The following is a 17,333-nucleotide window of genomic DNA, read 5'->3' as shown; positions in this document are numbered from 1 at the left end:
GTTTCACCGACTTCACCTTCGTTGACCACTTTGTAAAGCGCGCGAGCATGGTCTTCCACAAACAGCCAATCTCGGATTTGCATACCATCGCCATACACAGGCAACGGCTTGCCATCGAGGGCATTTAGAATCATCAGAGGGATCAACTTCTCTGGAAAGTGGTACGGGCCATAGTTGTTGGAGCAATTAGTGATAAGTGTTGGTAAACCATAAGTACGCTGCCAAGCACGAACCAGGTGATCGCTCGAAGCTTTAGATGCAGAATATGGACTGCTTGGCGCGTATGAGGTGGTTTCGGTGAACAAATCATCCGTTCCCTCTAGATCGCCATACACTTCATCCGTAGAAATATGATGAAAACGGAATGCCGATTGGCGCGCTTCATCTAAGCCCGACCAATATTGACGGGCCGCTTCAAGCAAATGGTAAGTGCCCATCACGTTGGTCTCAATAAATGCAGCAGGACCATCAATAGAGCGATCGACATGAGACTCGGCAGCCAAATGCATCACCCTATCGGGTTGATGCTCTGAAAACACGCGATCTAGTTCAGCTCGGTCACAGATATCTACTTGCTCAAAGTAGTAACGTTCACTCTCTGAGACATCAACCAGTGATTCTAGATTCCCTGCGTAGGTCAGTTTATCTAAATTGATGACGGTATCTTGGGTGTCACGAATGATATGTCGGACAACAGCTGACCCAATGAAGCCTGCTCCACCGGTTACTAATATTTTCATTACAAATGTTACCTACGTTAATTTTTGTGCCATCAGATACACATGAATACTTTATGATTATTGTAGTTTATAGACTCACTCGAGCATCGTTAGACTCAAGAAGGTTTACTTAGAGCAATCAATATAAAATGATAAAAAACTCAATTAAGATTGAGAAGCATAACCGTCCTGAAAATGTTCAAAATCGGATTCTTGCCAAATAATCTGTCGCTTTAAACGCTCTTTATTAAATGAGCGCAGAAGTCTATTTAGATTTTGATGCTTCCAGTCACCAGAAGTTTCAAAACGACACTTATCAAAATCGATAATCCATACCTTATCTTTGTCGTCGATCAAGATATTGTGGATATTCAAATCGGTATGGTTAACGCCAACCTGATGCATCTTGGCAATTTCTTGCCCTATTTTCTGATACATTTCTACCGATAAAGACTGTTCTTGCAAGATACTAACCAGATCTCTGGCGTTTGGGATTCGCTCACTTAATAAATCAGCTTGATAGAAGAATCCTGACTTTACGGCTCTTGCTGCAATAGGACGAGGAACGTGCACCCCAGCCTCAATTAGCGCCAACAAAAGCTGAAACTCTTGCGCACAACGGGTGTTATCCCAGCCAGAGAACCAATAATGATCGTTAACTAACTTCCCAAACAAACCGCCACGACGGTAATGACGTAGTGCCGCTTGCATGTTCTCTAGTTGGATAAACCATGTCGTGCCTCGCCCCGTCGCACTGCCAACCACCTTGTCGGAGGACTGCCAGTATTCCGCATCAAATATCGGTTGGCTAGGGTCTGTAATGATCTCGTCATCAAACCAGATCACTTGGTTGTTGTTTTTATACTGTTGAGTCATACGCTCACCCTCTAGCCTAAATACCGGCTGGCTAATATATACAACCAAGTAAATGCAGCAAACGCCAAAGCAACCATAACGGCAGCAGAGCCTATATCTTTAGCTCGACCACTGAGTTCATGCCGTTCAATACCGATACGATCAACCACTGCCTCAATCGCTGAGTTTACAAGCTCTACAATCAAGACTAATACCACGACCCCGATCATTAAGATACGCTCAACCATGCCGACATCCACTAGCCAAGCCAAAATCACGGCGATACTCAACAGAGCCAACTCTTGTCGAATGGCAGCTTCATGCTTAAAAGCCGCTTTTAATCCTTGGATCGAATAACCCGTCGCTTTAACGATGCGCTTTAGTCCGGTATTACCCGGCTTGCCAGATTCTTGCGATTGATGTGGTGTTGTCTTTGACATTGCAGAACACTTATCGGTACTTAGCTATATTCGAGCCGTGTATTTTACATTTATTGGGGATGTCTGCATAATTTACCTGCCTCTATTCATCGAATCAGACAATAATTATGTTCACTTCTGCCCCATCGTCACTATGCGTCTTGCGCTTGTCCGCTATCGGAGACGTTTGCAATACTATCGCCACCATTCAAGCTATTCAGAAACACTGGCCTTCGACCCAGATTACCTGGATAACGGGTAAACTTGAAGCCCAGTTATTAGCCGCCATCGATGGTGTAGAAGTGATTGTTTTTGATAAAAAAGCGGGACTTGATGGCTACAAATCACTTTGGCGACAGCTGAAAGGCAGAGAGTTTGATGCGCTATTGCATATGCAGTACGCAATTCGAGCGAGTGTCGCAACGTTGGGCATTAAAGCAAAATACAAACTTGGTTTCTCTTCTGATAGAAGCCAGGACTTTCAAACACTATTTACCAATGTCAAAGTGCCTTCCCCGCAATCTCTGCATGTCGCAGATGGCTTAATGGCCTTTGCCCATCAAATTGGGGTACCAAAGGCAGAACTAGACTGGGTACTTTCTTATTCAGACCACGATCAAACTTGGGCAGAGTCTCATATTTCTCGTAGTAAACCTAACCTGCTGATTGTGCCTGGTGCGAGCAAAGCTTATAAAAACTGGAACGCGGAAGGTTATGTAGATGTGATTCATCACGCCAGAGCAAAAGGCTGGAACGTGATTCTGGCAGGCAGCCCTGCTCAGGTAGAATTGGATCTGGCAGAAGCCATTCAATCTCGCTTGGAAGAACCGTGTCTAAATTTAGTTGGACAAAGTTCAATTCTGCAAATGCTTGCGTTAATAGATAAGGTTGAAATGGTCATCGCCCCCGATACCGGACCAGCACACATGGCGAATGCCATGAAAACGCCAATCATCGGGCTCTATGCACACCATAATCCGCTGCGAGTGGGACCTTACCGTTATCTAAAATACGTTGTCTCAGTGTATGAAGAAACGATCTTTGCGGAAACAGGTAAAAACAGTCACGAGTTAAGCTGGCGAACTCGCGCTAAAGATGAAACGGCAATGAACCGCATTACCAGCACTCAAGTAATGAGCATGTTCGATCAAGTCTTAGAAGATTTGTATCCTCAATACCAGTAAACTTACTGTCTTGATTTGTTAAGAAGGAAATGACCTTGTCCAAACCAACCTTAGCCGTTGCCTTAATTGTAAAAAATGAAGAGAAGCACTTACAAGCTTGTCTAGACACAGTAAAAGATTGGGTCGATGAGATTGTCCTTCTAGACTCGGGCAGCACTGATCGCACTGAAGAAATCGCCCGACAATACACAGATAAGTTTTACACCAACCTAGATTGGCCAGGATTCGGTAAACAGCGCCAACTGGCGCAGCAATACGTTACGGCAGACTACGTTTTGTGGCTTGATGCGGACGAACAAGTCACTCCAGAGCTAAAAGAAAGTATCTTACACGCGGTATCAGCCAATAAGCCGAACGTTTTATACAAACTTAATCGACTAAGCTCAGCGTTTGGTAAGTTCATCTACCATTCTGGTTGGTCTCCAGACTGGATTGTGCGCTTATATCGCACCGAATATACACAATATAATGATTCGCTCGTTCATGAAAAAGTTGATGAGAAAAACTATCAAACTGAAAAACTGGATGGTCGACTGCATCACTACACTTACGAGCACCTTCATCATTACATCAATAAAACCACTGGCTACCTCAAGGCCTGGACGGATGAACGTGAAGGTAAAAAGAAAGCGGGTTTAACAACCGCTATCGTTCACGCTCTTGCTAGCTTTTTGAAGATGTATGTTCTCAAACGAGGCTTCCTTGATGGCAAGCATGGCTTCATTCTAGCTTGGCTAAGCATGCACTCTACTTTTGTAAAATATATCGATCTCTACTTACGTGAACAGGCAAAAAAATCATGAAAACGACTTTAATTATCACCACTTACAACTGGAAAGAAGCATTAAAAGCGGTGTTAGAAAGCGTGAAACGTCAAACCGTTTTGCCTGACGAAGTCATTGTTGCAGATGATGGCTCTCGAGACGATACCAAAGCAATGGTTGACCAAATGCGTGAAGGTTTTCCGGTTCCACTGATTCATAGTTGGCACGAGGATAATGGCTTTCAGCTTTCAATGAGCCGCAACCGTGCGATCGCCAAAGCATCAGGTGACTACCTCATCATGATTGATGGCGACATGGTGCTGTCCCAAACGTTTATTGAATCACATAAGCAAGTCGCAAAACCAAATTGGTTTGTGCAGGGTGGACGTGTGTTAACGGATGAAAGCTGCAGCAAGGCCATCATGGAAAACGGCTTAGTGCCTTCCATTTTCAGCAAAGGCATTCGCAATCGTAAAAACTGCATCACCAACGCCTTGCTATCGAAATGGTTCTCTTACGAGCGGAATAACGATAAAGCCACTCGCGGTTGCAACATGGCATTTTGGCGACAAGATGTCATCGAGGTGAATGGCTTCAACCAAGATTTTGTTGGATGGGGACGCGAAGACAGCGAGTTTGTTCATCGCATGTTGAATGCGGGTAAGTCACGTCTTTACCTAAAATTCGCAGGTGTAGGCTACCACTTGTACCACGTAGAAAACTCTCGTGCGTCACTCGGACAAAATGATGAGATTTTAGAGAACACCATTAAAAACAAGCTTAAACGCTGTGAGAATGGTGTTGATCAATTTCTAGAAGCTTAAGATTATAAAAAAGGGGCGTTTCGCCCCTTTTTTATTGTTGCTGAGATAAAGCGAAGTACTTATCGGCAACCATCAATGAGATCAAACGCTCTTTACGTTTATCTTTGAACTGCTCAACCCACTGGTGCGCATTTTCAATGATCGCTAATGCTTCTTGCTCATTCGCTAGGTAATAATCCATCTTTTCGGGTAAATCCGAATAGTCATCCTTCACTTCAACATAGTGGACGCCTGCCTCTAACTTACCTTCCATAAACCAAGTCTCACATTTTGGCTTTGACATAATAACCAAGGAGTTAGACGACATAGCCCACTTAAGGTTGGTGGCCACATCATTGCCTTCTATACAGAGCAAAAACTTATACTGCAGTTGCTCTTCAATACTCATAAAGCCCTTTTCCCATGGTTTCCCTTCTACCGGGCGGGTCTGGCCAATATTGCATTGCGGATGGTTGTAAAACGCATGAATCACCTTTTTACGATGCGGCTGAAAACCCACGCCGCGCCACGCTACCATGTCCTTTTTATCTTGATAGCGAACAGGATCATCAATAAATTTAAAATGACGAACTTGATTAAGTTTCAACACCACTGAATTTTGGTTGTTACCAAAAATAGGGCGGCTTTTTATAAAGCTCGGTACATTGGGGATGTGTGTAACATCGCCGTTGATGTAGTTAAACGCAAAACTGGAAGGGAAATAGCGTACAACTTGGCGAAGATCGAAAAAATACGTCCAGCCTTTCGTTTTTTTGAATGTATCGATGGTCGAGTAACTTTGTTCTCGGCTATCAACTGAAAACGGCGTTTCACACTTATTGTAATAGTTCACCCGCTCAAGACAGCGTTGCTGCTCTGCTTCGGTCAGATTCGAAAGTAAACGCTTGGCTTGTGCTCGATATACAAAGCGAGGGATAAGTATCGAGAGAGCGTTTGAGAAATAATAAGGGAACTTACTGTCTTTCATTGAGTTTTTCCCCAATCGCGATGGCTACTGGCTTGGGAACGAATTGTTCGATACTTCCGCCATGAATCGCTACTTCTCTCACGATAGTCGACGATAAAAACGCAAACTCTTCTTCAGGAGTTAAAAATACGCTCTCGATTCCTGGTAATAGCTTTCGGTACATGTTGGTCAGTCCAAACTCGTATTCAAAGTCTACCGTTGTTCGTAAACCACGAATAAGAACCTTAGCTTTCTCATTTCTCGCGAAATCCACTAATAACCCGGAGAACCCCTTTACCGTCACACCAGGTAAATGCGCTACAACGTCCTGCATCAGTGCAACGCGCTCTTCCAATGAAAACATAGTGTTCTTCGATGGGCTTGCGGCTACGCCAATCACAACCTCATCAAACATTTCGTGAGTACGTTCTATTAGATTGAGGTGACCATTAGTCACTGGATCAAAAGTGCCCGGATAAATGACTTTCATATAATTTACTAAGTTATTCGAAACTGATTGAATTATTGAGGCTCGAACGCAAGATTACAACAACTTAAGCTCGATAATAGCTCGACTTACTTCTGACACTCACTACAAAAGAAGGTATTACGTTGGCCAATCTTTAGCTCTTGAAGTCGTTCGCCGCACTCTGGGCATGGCTCTCCGGCTTTTCCGTAAACCAATAACTCTTGTGCAAAGTAACCCGGCTTTCCATCGGCTTGCGCAAAATCTTTCAGCGTAGTCCCACCTTGCGTAATGGCAATCTCAAGTGTCATTTTGATATTTTCAACAAGTAACCCCCACTCTTGAGAAGTTAGCTTACCTGCAGGCCTTGAAGGGTGAATTCGAGATTTAAACAACGACTCATTCGCGTAGATATTTCCGACACCAACCACGACTTTGTTGTCCATGATGAACTGCTTGACGGCGACACGCTTATTTTTAGCTTTCTCCGCTACATATTCCGCATTGAACTCTTCAGTTAAAGGCTCAGGCCCCATGTTTGCTAGCACAGCATGTGACTCGCCAGGAGCACACCACAGCCATGCCCCAAAACGACGCGGATCGTTATAACGCAGTATTTTTCCACTGCTTAGTTTGAGATCCACATGATCGTGCTTTGCTGGCGGAAAGTCAGCATCTAGGACACGTAAAGACCCAGACATGCCCAAGTGAACAATGGCTGTACCTGTGTTTGTCTCGATCAGTAAGTATTTCGCACGACGGCTAATCGCACGGATCACCTGCCCTTCCAATGTTTTAAGCTCTGTAGGAATATCCCAGCGCAATTTAGGCGTTCGAAAAGTAAACGACTGGATCGTTTGTCCAACCATGTGGGGGCTAATCCCCATACGACTGACTTCAACTTCTGGCAACTCAGGCATTAGATTCTCCAATTCACCGGCTAATAGTTCTCGCTGCTAGCATAATCGAAAAGAAAAACGATAAATAGGGAAGCTTATTAGGGGTATAGACGCAAAAAGGCTTTACTCTGGCATAAGGTAGTTTTCATCAACGGAGATAGCGACCCATTTGTCTTGCCAGGTTTTAAATAGCCAAAAATCAGGTAAACGAAAGAAAGTCACCCGCTGCGGCTCTTCGAGATCCTGATACCAGACTTCTACCGTTTCAGGTACCGCTAGGTTAGGTTTTAAATGGTCGTACTGTTCTGAGGTAAGCTCGGTCCCTTCCAATGATTGCCAGCGTGATACAAGCTCACTGATCGGTGCATCAACTTTGATGTTGGATTGCCACCGTCCATCATGCAGTTCAAACTCCCAGCCGCTATAGTACAAAGACTCCACCGTATAGTCGGAGCGAAGTACATTTGGGTAAGGGTCTGCTTGGGCTGTTAATAGGTAAGTTTTGATCCACATCGGCGCATTTAAGATCACTATAAACGCGATAATGCCCAGAATAAGAATATTGTTCCATCGGCGGCGACGAGCCGGACTCACACGCATAACCATCTCTACTCTCTTATCGTTATGAGTAAATTACCAAAGAGTATTGAGCTTGACTAGAACAACGGTGTGCAAGTGTGTAGGGAGTGGTGACTAAGCGGCAGAGGCGATCAATCAAAAATTCGAGTATAGAGTCGGACCAGTAGAATAACTTCAGCAGTGCCTTATAACCCGATGACGTACTGAACCTTTTCTTCAGCACTTTTATTCAGGTAATAAAAAACCCAACTCGAAAGTTGGGTTTTTCAATTCATCAAAGAGACTGAAACCAATTATTTGATTTTTGCTTCTTTGTACATAACGTGCTGGCGAACTACTGGATCAAACTTTTTGATCTCAAATTTGCCTGGCATGTTACGCTTGTTCTTATCAGTTGTGTAGAAGTGGCCTGTACCTGCAGAAGATACTAGACGGATTTTCTCACGAACGCCTTTCTTTGCCATTGCTTATTTCCTCTTAAACGTTTTCGCCACGTGCACGCATGTCTGCAAGAACAGTATCAATACCTTTCTTGTCGATGATGCGCATACCTTTAGCAGATAGACGTAGTTTAACAAAACGTTTTTCGCTCTCTACCCAGAAACGATGAGTTTGTAGGTTCGGCAGAAAACGACGCTTAGTAGCATTTCGTGCGTGTGAACGGTTGTTACCCGTTACTGGACGCTTACCAGTTACTTGGCATACTCGTGACATGAATGTCTTCTCCAAAATCGTTTCAGCTCGATATCAACCTTGGTGGCCGAACCTCTCTATCTCTCGAAAAGAAGTTAGAGGTTAAGAACCGCTATGGAAAATCCATACAAGGCTATCAAAGGTCGCGCATTATACTAACTTGATATGCATTGCTCAAGACCCGAACAGATCCTTTTTACAGGTTTTCGTGATCTTTTTTTAGACAGCAGATTTTTTTAGCAGTCCAAGCTGAATTCAGTTAAAAATTTAGTGGCGTGGATGATAGCAGATTTTTAGCAACTAACAACCTAAAAAACGCACAGTTATATCCAGCCTCTTTCAGCAAAAGAGACACTTTCCCCATCTCCGATGACGAAATGGTCCAAAATACGAATATCCACCAATGCTAATGCGTCGGTGAGACGCCTTGTAATCCTTCTGTCAGCTTGGCTCGGCTCAGCAACGCCTGAAGGGTGATTGTGCGCCAAAATCAAAGCCGCCGCGTTATGATGCAGAGCACGCTTAACAACTTCTCTCGGATACACCGACGCTGCATCCAACGTTCCTTCAAATAAAATTTCATCTTTTATCACTCGGTGCTGGTTATCGAGAAAAAGAATATAAAAAGCCTCTCTTTGCCGATCCCTTAAAATAGAAGACAGATATAACTTAGTTTGGTCGGGGCTGGTTAAGGCATCACCACGCTTTAGCGTCTCCGCCAAGTAACGTTGTGTCATTTCTAGTACCGCTTGCAACTGAACATACTTGGCTTGCCCTAATCCTTTGTGACGACAAAACTCTTCTTCTGATGCTGAAAATAGTTGTCTGAGCGAACCAAAGTCTTGAATAAGGAAGTCTGCAAGCTCAATCACGTTCATTCCGCGGGTGCCTGTGCGCAAGAAGATGGCCAGCAGTTCGGCATCGGTCAAAGCTTGCGGCCCTCGTTGCAGTAGCTTCTCTCTGGGCATGGACTCATTTGGCAAAGCTTTCAGTATCATCTGATGTCTCTTTATATGGAAAGTGTCCCTATTCCACAAAACAAAAAGCGAAAGTCGAGTATGACTTTCGCTTTCTTCGTACCATCAGTGCTTTCCATGCAACTTAACAGTTCATCAGAGTTTAAAGTTGCCAACCAAGCCGTGAATTTCCGTTCCAGACTGTGATAGCTGCGTGCTGATTGACTCGGCATGCTGCAACGTCTCATTAATGTTGTTCACGATCTGTTGAATAGCCACTAAGTTTTGGTTGATGTCTTCTGCAACCGCACTTTGTTCTTCTGCGGCAGACGCGGTTTGAATACCCATATCTCGAATTGTTCCGATAGAATGATGAACACCAGAAAGAGATTGCTGAATGAGCGCAGATTCTTCCGCCGTTTTGACACCTCGTTTTTGGCTCACCGACATCGTACTGACCGCTCTTGATACACCATTTTGTAGCTGCTTGAGCATGTCGCCAATTTCATGAGTACTATTTTGCGTACGACTGGCTAACGAGCGCACTTCATCCGCAACGACGGCAAACCCTCGACCTTGCTCACCGGCTCTAGCCGCTTCAATCGCCGCATTTAGGGCCAACAAATTCGTTTGCTCGGCTATCTCGCCAATCACATCCAGCACTTTGGTTATTTTTTCGGTCTGTAAACTCAACTCAGAAATTGCATCTGACGTGCTGTCTATCTCCGTCACGAGTTCGGTAATGCCTTCTATTGCTTGCTCGACCTCATGCTGAGCGGCGGTGACTTGACTGTTGGCATCGTCAATTGCCTGCGCGGTCGCATTGGTATTGCTGGCTACTTCTTTGGCAGTCATGCTCATTTGCGTCACTGCCGTCACGACTTTGTCCGTCTCTAAACAGTGATCCTGCATTTGACCGCTCGCTTGGCTGGTCTGAGTGTTCAGGCTTTGAGAAACGGTCTGTACTGTCGTCGCAGAGCGATGAATGTCCTGCATCAGTGGGTGCAGCTTATCCATAAACTCATTAAACGCGGCCGCCACTTCACCGACTTCATCCTGACTTTCGACTTTTAAACGAGCCGTTAAGTCACCGCCGCCTGCGGCAACATCTTTTAATGAAGCCGCGACATGTTGTAATGGCTGAATGCCTTTAGACACCACGATACTGGTGAGAACACTGGTAATGATCAATCCAATAACGGAAATCAACACGGCAGATAATGTATGCTCTTTTAGCTCTTGAGTCTTTAACTCTCTGTGCATCGCAACTTGCTGGTCGATGTCATCAATATAAACGCCAGTACCTAAAACCCAGTCCCATTTCGATAGATATTCTGCATAGCCCAACTTAGGCGCTTGTGCGTCAATGGTCGGTTTGTGCCACGAGAAATAGAGGAACCCATCCCCTTTTTGAGAAGCGTCAATCAAGCCCGCAATAACTGCGACCCCATTTTCATCTTTTAAGTCGTAAAGGTTTTTACCCTCTAATGCAGGTTTGATGGCGTGCAACGTATTCACACCTTGAGAGTCGTAGGCAAAAAAGTAGCCATCGCTTTCAAAGCGCATGGCTTTCAGAATTTCTTTTGCTGCCTCTTTATTACTTCCATTTACATCCGCGTCGTATAACGGTTTTATCGCCGTCACGCCCATCATCATGTAGGCTTGTAGCTCTTTCTTCTTCGTTTCGATGAGCTCTTGTCTGTCTCTTGCCAGCTCCGCTTCCAAGCTTTTACTGCTGTTGATGTAATACACCACTGAGATCAACGTGGTGATCAACAACAGCGGAATTAGGGTTATCAGCAGCAATTTGTTTCGACTTTTCAACACCATGGTTTCCACTACCTCTTTTTCTTTTCAGACTTGCAAACTCCGCGCAACTTGTCTGTGAGGTAGGCGAGAATTTTCCCTTCCTCGGTCAGATTAATACTCTGGAGTTTGATGTGAATTATCTTCTCGTTATATATGCTCGGGCGGTCAGACTTTGAATTGTGTTAAAATCCGGTCATCAAATTGGAGATCTCACATGCAAACACTAGCAGGAAAGAAAATTCTACTCGGCATCAGTGGCGGTATTGCTGCGTATAAATGTGCGGAGTTAACCCGTCGCCTCATAGAAAGAGGAGCGCAAGTTCAAGTTGTAATGACGAAAGCCGCAAAAGAGTTCATTACCCCTTTAACCATGCAAGCCGTTTCGGGCCGTCCTGTCTCGGACAGTTTACTAGACCCAGCAGCGGAAGCCTCTATGGGCCATATTGAATTGGCCAAATGGGCAGATTTAGTGCTATTAGCGCCCGCGACCGCGGACTTAATCGCGCGCATGTCCGCAGGCATGGGGAACGATTTACTTACTACGCTCGTGCTCGCGACGGATTCCCCTGTTGCTGTTTCTCCTGCGATGAATCAACAGATGTATCGCAATATCGCAACCCAAGAGAACATCGCTACGTTAGCGCGTCGTGGTATGCACATCTGGGGCCCTGCGGCAGGAGAGCAAGCCTGTGGTGATGTAGGACCAGGTCGAATGCTGGAACCAATGCAGCTAGTACATCTATGTGAACAGTTCTTTCAACCAAAATTGCTAGAAGGTAAGTCGATACTCATTACCGCCGGACCAACTCGCGAAGCGATTGATCCAGTGCGTTACATTACGAACCATAGCTCCGGGAAAATGGGCTATGCATTGGCGAGCGCCGCAGCGCAGATGGGAGCAAAAGTCACCCTCGTGAGCGGTCCTGTCAGTTTAAATACGCCCGTAGGTGTTGAGCGCATTAATGTTTCCAGTGCACAAGAGATGCACGAAGCCGTTATGACACATGCAAACAGGCATGATGCGTTTATTAGCTGCGCTGCCGTTGCCGACTACCGCCCACAAACGATCGCGTCTCAAAAGTTGAAAAAGACAGAAGACAACGACGAAATGGTCATTAATATGGTTAAAAATCCTGATATTGTTGCATCTGTGGCAGCAATGACGGAGAAGCGTCCGTTTACCGTCGGTTTTGCGGCTGAAACCAATGATGTAGAGACCTACGCTCGAGGCAAGTTAACAAAGAAAAACCTCGATATGATCTGTGCAAACGACGTTTCGGTTGCAGGGCAAGGATTTAATAGCAACGACAACGCAATTACCCTTTACTGGCCTGAAGGTGAACTTGCGCTCGCTTTAGAATCAAAAGAAGCATTGAGCTTTAAAATTCTCGAAAAAATGCATCAATTGATGTAACTAACGTTTGAAAACCCTGCCAATTTTTTACAAAAGCTGGCATAAATTTGGTACAAAAATGACAACTAAGGGTGTTAAATCTCCCATTCCACCCTTAGTGGTCTAGTTTGAGGCGAAATAGCGTCTTATAATCCCCTCCGCTCAACTTTGTATTTTGAAAGGAAGTAACTAATGGCCGGCAGTAAAAAATCCAACCGTCGTGAAGAGATCTTACAAGCATTGGCAGAAATGCTTGAATCAACAGATGGCGCTTCACGCATTACTACGGCAAAACTGGCCAAGCAAGTCGGCGTTTCAGAAGCCGCGCTGTATCGTCATTTCCCAAGTAAAGCGCGCATGTTCGAAGGGTTGATTGAGTTCATTGAAGAGGCCTTGATGACACGTATCAACCGTATTCTAGACGACGAAAAAGATACACTAGAGCGTATTCGTATGGTGATGCACCTTATTTTGGCGTTCTCTGAACGTAACCCAGGTCTGACACGCATTTTGTCGGGTCATGCTCTAATGTTTGAAAATGAACGTCTACGTGAACGCATCAATCAACTCTTTGAGCGTATAGAAACACAATTGCGCCAAATCCTGCGTGAACGTAAGATTCGTGAAGGGAAGTCTTTCCCTGTCGAAGAGCGCATCCTAGCCGCGCAAATTCTGGGACAAGTTGAGGGGAGCCTAAACCGCTTTGTGCGTAGCGACTTTAAATACCAGCCGACTGCAAACTTTGACGAGTACTGGGCGCTTTTGAGTGCACAAATAAAGTAAAAGACTATGAGTAAAGACAAATACACGCAGCCCGAGTTTTCTCTTTCACTTCTTCACCCTCGTAACTGGGGCGTATGGCTTGGTTTTGGTCTGTTGGCCATCCTCGTCAATATTCTTCCTTATCGGCTGCTGCTTTCATTAGGTCGTTCACTCGGTAAACTTGGCATGCGCTACGGTAAAAAGCGTGTCCACGTTGCTCAGCGTAACTTAGAATTGGCCTTTCCAGACAAAACACCTGAAGAGATTCAACATATTGTTGAAGAGAACTTCAAAAATACTGGTATGGCACTGATAGAAACCGGAATCACTTGGTTCTGGCCGACTTGGCGCTTTAAAAACCTGATCGTCGAGAAAGATCTCGGCGCACTGCGTGAAAAAGCCAAAGAAGGTAAAGGCGTCCTACTTTGTTGTGTCCATGCTCTAAATCTAGAGATCACTGCGCGTGCTTTCGCCGTGTTAGGCGTGGCCGGGTACGGCGCGTTTCGTCCGCATAATAATCCTGCTTATAACTTTATCCAGTATTGGGGACGAACACATAACGGCAATAAACTGATTGATCGTAAAGATGTAAAAAAGATGATTCGTGTTTTACGCAGCGGTGAGCGTCTGTTCTATTTACCGGATCACGATTACGGTCGCAAAAAATCAGTATTTGTGCCCTTCTTTGCCGTAGACGATGCGTGTACGACAACAGGCACGAGCATTCTGGCGTATACCTCAAAATGTGCGATCATCCCAGGCTCAGGGTTTCGCAATGACGAAGGAAAATACGACATCATCGCCGATAAGTGCATTGAAGCCGATTATCCACAAAAAGACGAAGTCGCCGCTGCCGCTTATATGAACAAGTATGTGGAAGAAGTCATTCTACGCGCTCCAGAGCAATGGATGTGGCTCCATAAACGCTATAAAACCATGCAAGATGAGCATGTCGAGAAAGGCATTCGCTATAAGTAAGTGGTCAAGGCGATAAATCCAAAAAACAAAAAAGGGCAGATGAATATCCATCTGCCCTTTTTACTTTTTCAGAAAAAGTAACGAATTAAATGCCGTATTCTGCGCGGTACGCTTTGACTGCTTCTAGATGCTCTTTGTCTGTGCCTTTCTCTTCAAGGAAAGTCACAAGGTCAGTCAGGCTAACGATCGAGATGATTGCACAACCAAAATCACGCTCCACTTCTTGAATCGCAGACAGTTCACCTTTGCCTTTTTCTTGGCGGTCAATCGCAACCAACACACCAGCAAGGTCTGCGCCATTTGCTTGAATGATTTCCATCGATTCACGAATCGCAGTCCCTGCTGTGATTACGTCATCCACTAGCATGATGCGACCTTCAAGCGCAGAGCCTACAAGGTTACCGCCTTCGCCGTGATCTTTCGCTTCTTTACGGTTGAAGCAGTAAGGCGTGTCGATATCGTGGTGATCCGCCAGCGCGACTGCTGTTGTCGTCGCGATTGGGATACCTTTGTACGCCGGGCCAAAAAGCACATCAAACTCAATGCCTGAATCAGCGAGCGCAGCTGCGTAAAAACGACCAAGACGCGCTAGGTCACGACCAGTATTGAAAAGACCAGCGTTAAAGAAGTACGGGCTTTTACGGCCAGATTTCAAAGTAAACTCACCAAACTTAAGAACTTCTTTCTCAAGTGCAAACTCAATAAATTCACGCTGGTATGCTTTCATTATTTTCTCTCTATGTCCTTGGTTTCTTGTGTCTCTTCTCGACAATCATTCATTTCTCTATTGTCGAGATAAAAAAATAGCCCCCATAATGGGAGCTATCTAAATCAATTGGCTAACGCCGCTTTCTGCGCTGCGACAATTTCCGTAATGCCGACTTTCGCCGACTCGAGCAATGCCATCAGCTGTTCGTGACTGAACGGTTCACCTTCTGCGGTGCCCTGAATTTCAATCATCTTGCCTTCTTCGGTCATTACTACGTTCATGTCTGTGTCTGCCGCTGAATCTTCAACGTATTCAAGATCACACAATACTTCGTCGCCTAGTAAGCCGACAGAAACTGCCGCTACGTGGCCTTTCATTGGGTTTGCTTTTAGCTTGCCGCTATCTACTAGGTGTTGGAACGCATCGGCCATTGCAACACTTGCGCCGCTGATGGATGCAGTGCGAGTGCCGCCGTCTGCTTGGATAACGTCACAGTCAACGGTGATCATGAACTCACCCATGGCTTTTAGATCGACAACAGCACGTAGGCTTCGCGCGATAAGACGCTGAATTTCCATCGTACGGCCGCCTTGTTTGCCACTTGCCGCTTCACGACGAGTACGAGAATGTGTTGCTCGAGGTAGCATGCCGTATTCAGCTGTAACCCAGCCTTTACCTTGACCTTTTAGCCAACGTGGCACAGATTCTTCGACGGTCGCATTACACAACACTTTGGTGTTACCGAACTCAACTAACACTGACCCTTCAGCGTAAGCTGTGTAGTTACGAGTAATTTTGATAGGGCGAACTTGATCCGCCTTGCGATCGTTTGGACGCATGGGCATCTACCTTAAATATGAGGAGAAGACGATTTGGTTGGGCGAAGATTATAACGGAATCGATTCCGGATTCATAGGTTACGCCGCTGGCACAACATAAACAATCCATACATCCCGCGCACCTATCGACGCAGCATGATACACTCTTGAAGTAATTTTCAAAAAATGAAGACAGGAAAATTCGATGATTTACAGTATGACAGCGTATGCACGCAAAGAAGTAAAAGGCGATTGGGGCTCTGCGGTATGGGAAATCCGCAGCGTGAACCAGCGTTATTTAGAAACATACTTCCGCATGCCAGAACAATTTCGCGGGTTAGAGCCCGTTTTACGTGAGCGCTTTCGTAAGCGTTTAGCGCGAGGCAAAGTAGAATGTAATCTGCGTTTTGAAGCAAACCCTGCCGCAAAAGGTGAGCTTAGCATCAATGAAGCGCTTGCTAGCCAGGTAATTAAAGCCGCTGAACAAGTCATGCACATGACTGGTGAACTGAGCCGAATCAATCCATTTCAAGTCATGCAATGGCCGGGGGTAATGGAAACGCCAGAGCAAGACATGGATGCGGTAAATAAAGTGCTACTAGAAGCGTTTGATGGCGCAATGGATGAATTTATTGAAGCGCGCGCTCGTGAAGGCGAGAACATGAAGGCGCTGATTGAGCAACGCCTAGAAGCGATCACATCAGAAGTTGTGAAAGTGCGCGCACGCATGCCAGAAATACTAGAGTGGCAACGTGAGCGTCTGTTCTCTAAATTTGAAGATGCGAAAGTAGAGCTAGACCCATCTCGCGTTGAGCAAGAGCTAATCCTTCTGGCACAGAAATCAGACGTAGCAGAAGAGCTAGACCGTCTTGATTCTCACGTAAAAGAAACCACAAACATTCTGAAAAAAGGTGGCGCAGTCGGTCGTCGTCTGGACTTCATGATGCAAGAGTTCAACCGTGAATCGAACACGCTAGCGTCGAAATCCATCAGCACCGACATCACCGCATCGGGCGTTGAACTGAAAGTTCTAATTGAACAGATGCGTGAGCAGATCCAAAACATTGAATGATCTAAAAGTCATCGAGTATTGAAACAAAAAAGCCCCGCTAATACGGGGCTTTCTTTTATTCGTCTTTTTCCAAGGTACTGTTATCAACGTAGGGCCAATAATGATGTCCAATTCTGATCAGCAAAGTAGCCGCAGCCAAAATAAACGCAGCCAGAGATAACCACACAACCAAAACTGCATCCAGCTCTTTCATTCCGAGAGTGATATAGCGGGCGATTGCCATCATCGCGATATAGATAGGATAGCGTACCGGAATTTTACCGTTCATCACGAACTGCTGCACCATGGCGAGCACTTCCAGATAGATAAACATCAAAAGAATATCTGTGAGTAAGACACGCTTCTCTACAAATACGTGCACAAACTCTTGCATCATGGCGTACAACGTCGCCAAGGTAATAGAGACTAATAACACCGCCTCCAAAATATGGAAGATTTTCAGGAAAGGTCGACTAAAGGATTTCGGTAAATTCGACGGCATGGTCCAT

General features: G+C 45.3%; 21 protein-coding genes. 7 read left to right on the top strand and 14 right to left on the bottom strand.

Annotated elements, in window-relative coordinates:
* The 3 genes from rfbB to R7Z47_RS16700 all read right to left on the bottom strand — a co-directional run.
* A partial coding sequence (gene rfbB / locus R7Z47_RS16710) for a dTDP-glucose 4,6-dehydratase (RefSeq protein ID WP_318130282.1) occupies positions 1-740 on the bottom strand: 740 nt, incomplete at its 3' end.
* A 144-nt stretch (positions 741-884) separates the two neighbouring features.
* Positions 885-1,595, bottom strand: coding sequence for a 3-deoxy-D-manno-octulosonic acid kinase (locus tag R7Z47_RS16705; RefSeq protein WP_182038444.1), 711 nt, complete (start codon positions 1,593-1,595; stop codon positions 885-887).
* 11 nt (positions 1,596-1,606) lie between these two features.
* Positions 1,607-2,014, bottom strand: a complete 408-nt coding sequence (locus R7Z47_RS16700) for a diacylglycerol kinase (protein WP_005395798.1) — start codon at positions 2,012-2,014, stop codon at positions 1,607-1,609.
* Positions 2,015-2,121: 107 nt separating this feature from the next.
* On the opposite strand from R7Z47_RS16700, the gene R7Z47_RS16695 reads away from it, so the two are divergent.
* Genes R7Z47_RS16695 through R7Z47_RS16685 form a run of 3 tightly spaced genes read left to right on the top strand, consistent with a single transcriptional unit; the run spans position 2,122 to position 4,765 of the window.
* A complete protein-coding gene (locus R7Z47_RS16695) occupies positions 2,122-3,177 on the top strand; it encodes a glycosyltransferase family 9 protein (protein ID WP_213907973.1) in 1,056 nt (351 codons plus the stop codon).
* A 35-nt stretch (positions 3,178-3,212) separates the two neighbouring features.
* Complete coding sequence (locus R7Z47_RS16690; RefSeq protein WP_005395793.1) at positions 3,213-3,980, top strand: glycosyltransferase family 2 protein; 768 nt, start codon at positions 3,213-3,215, stop codon at positions 3,978-3,980.
* Positions 3,977-4,765, top strand: coding sequence for a glycosyltransferase family 2 protein (locus R7Z47_RS16685; protein WP_171344436.1), 789 nt, complete (start codon positions 3,977-3,979; stop codon positions 4,763-4,765). The genes R7Z47_RS16690 and R7Z47_RS16685 overlap by 4 nt, the downstream gene beginning before the upstream one ends.
* A 31-nt stretch (positions 4,766-4,796) precedes the next feature.
* Here R7Z47_RS16685 and R7Z47_RS16680 read toward each other — a convergent pair whose 3' ends face one another.
* From R7Z47_RS16680 to R7Z47_RS16645, 8 genes are all read right to left on the bottom strand, one after another.
* Complete coding sequence (locus R7Z47_RS16680) at positions 4,797-5,732, bottom strand: glycosyl transferase family 90 (protein ID WP_213867106.1); 936 nt, start codon at positions 5,730-5,732, stop codon at positions 4,797-4,799.
* Positions 5,719-6,201, bottom strand: a complete 483-nt coding sequence (coaD, locus tag R7Z47_RS16675) for a pantetheine-phosphate adenylyltransferase (protein WP_017820709.1) — start codon at positions 6,199-6,201, stop codon at positions 5,719-5,721. Before coaD ends, R7Z47_RS16680 begins: the two co-directional genes overlap by 14 nt.
* A gap of 86 nt (positions 6,202-6,287) precedes the next feature.
* Positions 6,288-7,097, bottom strand: a complete 810-nt coding sequence (gene mutM, locus R7Z47_RS16670; RefSeq protein ID WP_213867105.1) for a bifunctional DNA-formamidopyrimidine glycosylase/DNA-(apurinic or apyrimidinic site) lyase — start codon at positions 7,095-7,097, stop codon at positions 6,288-6,290.
* A gap of 102 nt (positions 7,098-7,199) precedes the next feature.
* Complete coding sequence (locus R7Z47_RS16665; RefSeq protein ID WP_047103885.1) at positions 7,200-7,676, bottom strand: hypothetical protein; 477 nt, start codon at positions 7,674-7,676, stop codon at positions 7,200-7,202.
* A gap of 272 nt (positions 7,677-7,948) precedes the next feature.
* Positions 7,949-8,119, bottom strand: coding sequence for a 50S ribosomal protein L33 (gene rpmG, locus R7Z47_RS16660; RefSeq protein ID WP_004410866.1), 171 nt, complete (start codon positions 8,117-8,119; stop codon positions 7,949-7,951).
* Positions 8,120-8,132: 13 nt separating this feature from the next.
* The gene (rpmB, locus tag R7Z47_RS16655; protein WP_005384783.1) at positions 8,133-8,369 is read right to left on the bottom strand and encodes a 50S ribosomal protein L28; all 237 of its coding nucleotides are present in this window, start codon (positions 8,367-8,369) and stop codon (positions 8,133-8,135) included.
* A gap of 302 nt (positions 8,370-8,671) precedes the next feature.
* A complete protein-coding gene (radC, locus tag R7Z47_RS16650) occupies positions 8,672-9,346 on the bottom strand; it encodes a RadC family protein (protein ID WP_025768320.1) in 675 nt (224 codons plus the stop codon).
* A 114-nt stretch (positions 9,347-9,460) separates the two neighbouring features.
* Entirely contained in the window at positions 9,461-11,134 is a 1,674-nt protein-coding gene (locus tag R7Z47_RS16645) for a methyl-accepting chemotaxis protein (RefSeq protein ID WP_017820706.1), read from the bottom strand.
* A 193-nt stretch (positions 11,135-11,327) separates the two neighbouring features.
* Between R7Z47_RS16645 and coaBC the strand changes: the two genes are divergently transcribed.
* The 3 genes from coaBC to R7Z47_RS16630 all read left to right on the top strand — a co-directional run bounded on the left by coaBC (position 11,328) and on the right by R7Z47_RS16630 (position 14,246).
* Positions 11,328-12,527, top strand: coding sequence for a bifunctional phosphopantothenoylcysteine decarboxylase/phosphopantothenate--cysteine ligase CoaBC (coaBC, locus tag R7Z47_RS16640; protein ID WP_064353527.1), 1,200 nt, complete (start codon positions 11,328-11,330; stop codon positions 12,525-12,527).
* A 171-nt stretch (positions 12,528-12,698) separates the two neighbouring features.
* Positions 12,699-13,289 carry a nucleoid occlusion factor SlmA gene (slmA, locus tag R7Z47_RS16635; protein WP_005379386.1) on the top strand — a complete coding sequence of 197 codons (591 nt, stop codon included), beginning with the start codon at positions 12,699-12,701 and terminating at the stop codon, positions 13,287-13,289.
* Positions 13,290-13,295: 6 nt separating this feature from the next.
* The gene (locus R7Z47_RS16630) at positions 13,296-14,246 is read left to right on the top strand and encodes a Kdo(2)-lipid IV(A) acyltransferase (RefSeq protein WP_033905948.1); all 951 of its coding nucleotides are present in this window, start codon (positions 13,296-13,298) and stop codon (positions 14,244-14,246) included.
* 85 nt (positions 14,247-14,331) lie between these two features.
* On the opposite strand, the gene pyrE is transcribed toward R7Z47_RS16630, so the two are convergent.
* Together pyrE and rph are read right to left on the bottom strand one after the other, a co-directional pair.
* Positions 14,332-14,973 (bottom strand): orotate phosphoribosyltransferase, encoded by a 642-nt coding sequence (gene pyrE, locus R7Z47_RS16625; RefSeq protein WP_005379384.1) that lies wholly within the window; start codon positions 14,971-14,973, stop codon positions 14,332-14,334.
* A gap of 104 nt (positions 14,974-15,077) precedes the next feature.
* On the bottom strand, positions 15,078-15,794 hold the full coding sequence (gene rph / locus R7Z47_RS16620) for a ribonuclease PH (protein ID WP_031780917.1): 717 nt from the start codon (positions 15,792-15,794) through the stop codon (positions 15,078-15,080).
* Between the two features lie 184 nt (positions 15,795-15,978).
* On the opposite strand from rph, the gene R7Z47_RS16615 reads away from it, so the two are divergent.
* Complete coding sequence (locus R7Z47_RS16615; protein WP_005384776.1) at positions 15,979-16,845, top strand: YicC/YloC family endoribonuclease; 867 nt, start codon at positions 15,979-15,981, stop codon at positions 16,843-16,845.
* A 55-nt stretch (positions 16,846-16,900) separates the two neighbouring features.
* Here the strand turns inward: R7Z47_RS16615 and R7Z47_RS16610 are convergent, their stop codons facing one another.
* On the bottom strand, positions 16,901-17,326 hold the full coding sequence (locus R7Z47_RS16610) for a phosphate-starvation-inducible protein PsiE (protein WP_025768316.1): 426 nt from the start codon (positions 17,324-17,326) through the stop codon (positions 16,901-16,903).
* Between the last annotated feature and the right edge of the window lie 7 nt (positions 17,327-17,333).

This window comes from Vibrio sp. 1641 (assembly GCF_033339995.1).
Lineage (GTDB): Bacteria > Pseudomonadota > Gammaproteobacteria > Enterobacterales > Vibrionaceae > Vibrio > Vibrio alginolyticus.
The sequence above is the reverse complement of the archived record's forward strand: the minus strand, read 5'-3'. Positions and strand labels throughout refer to the sequence as shown.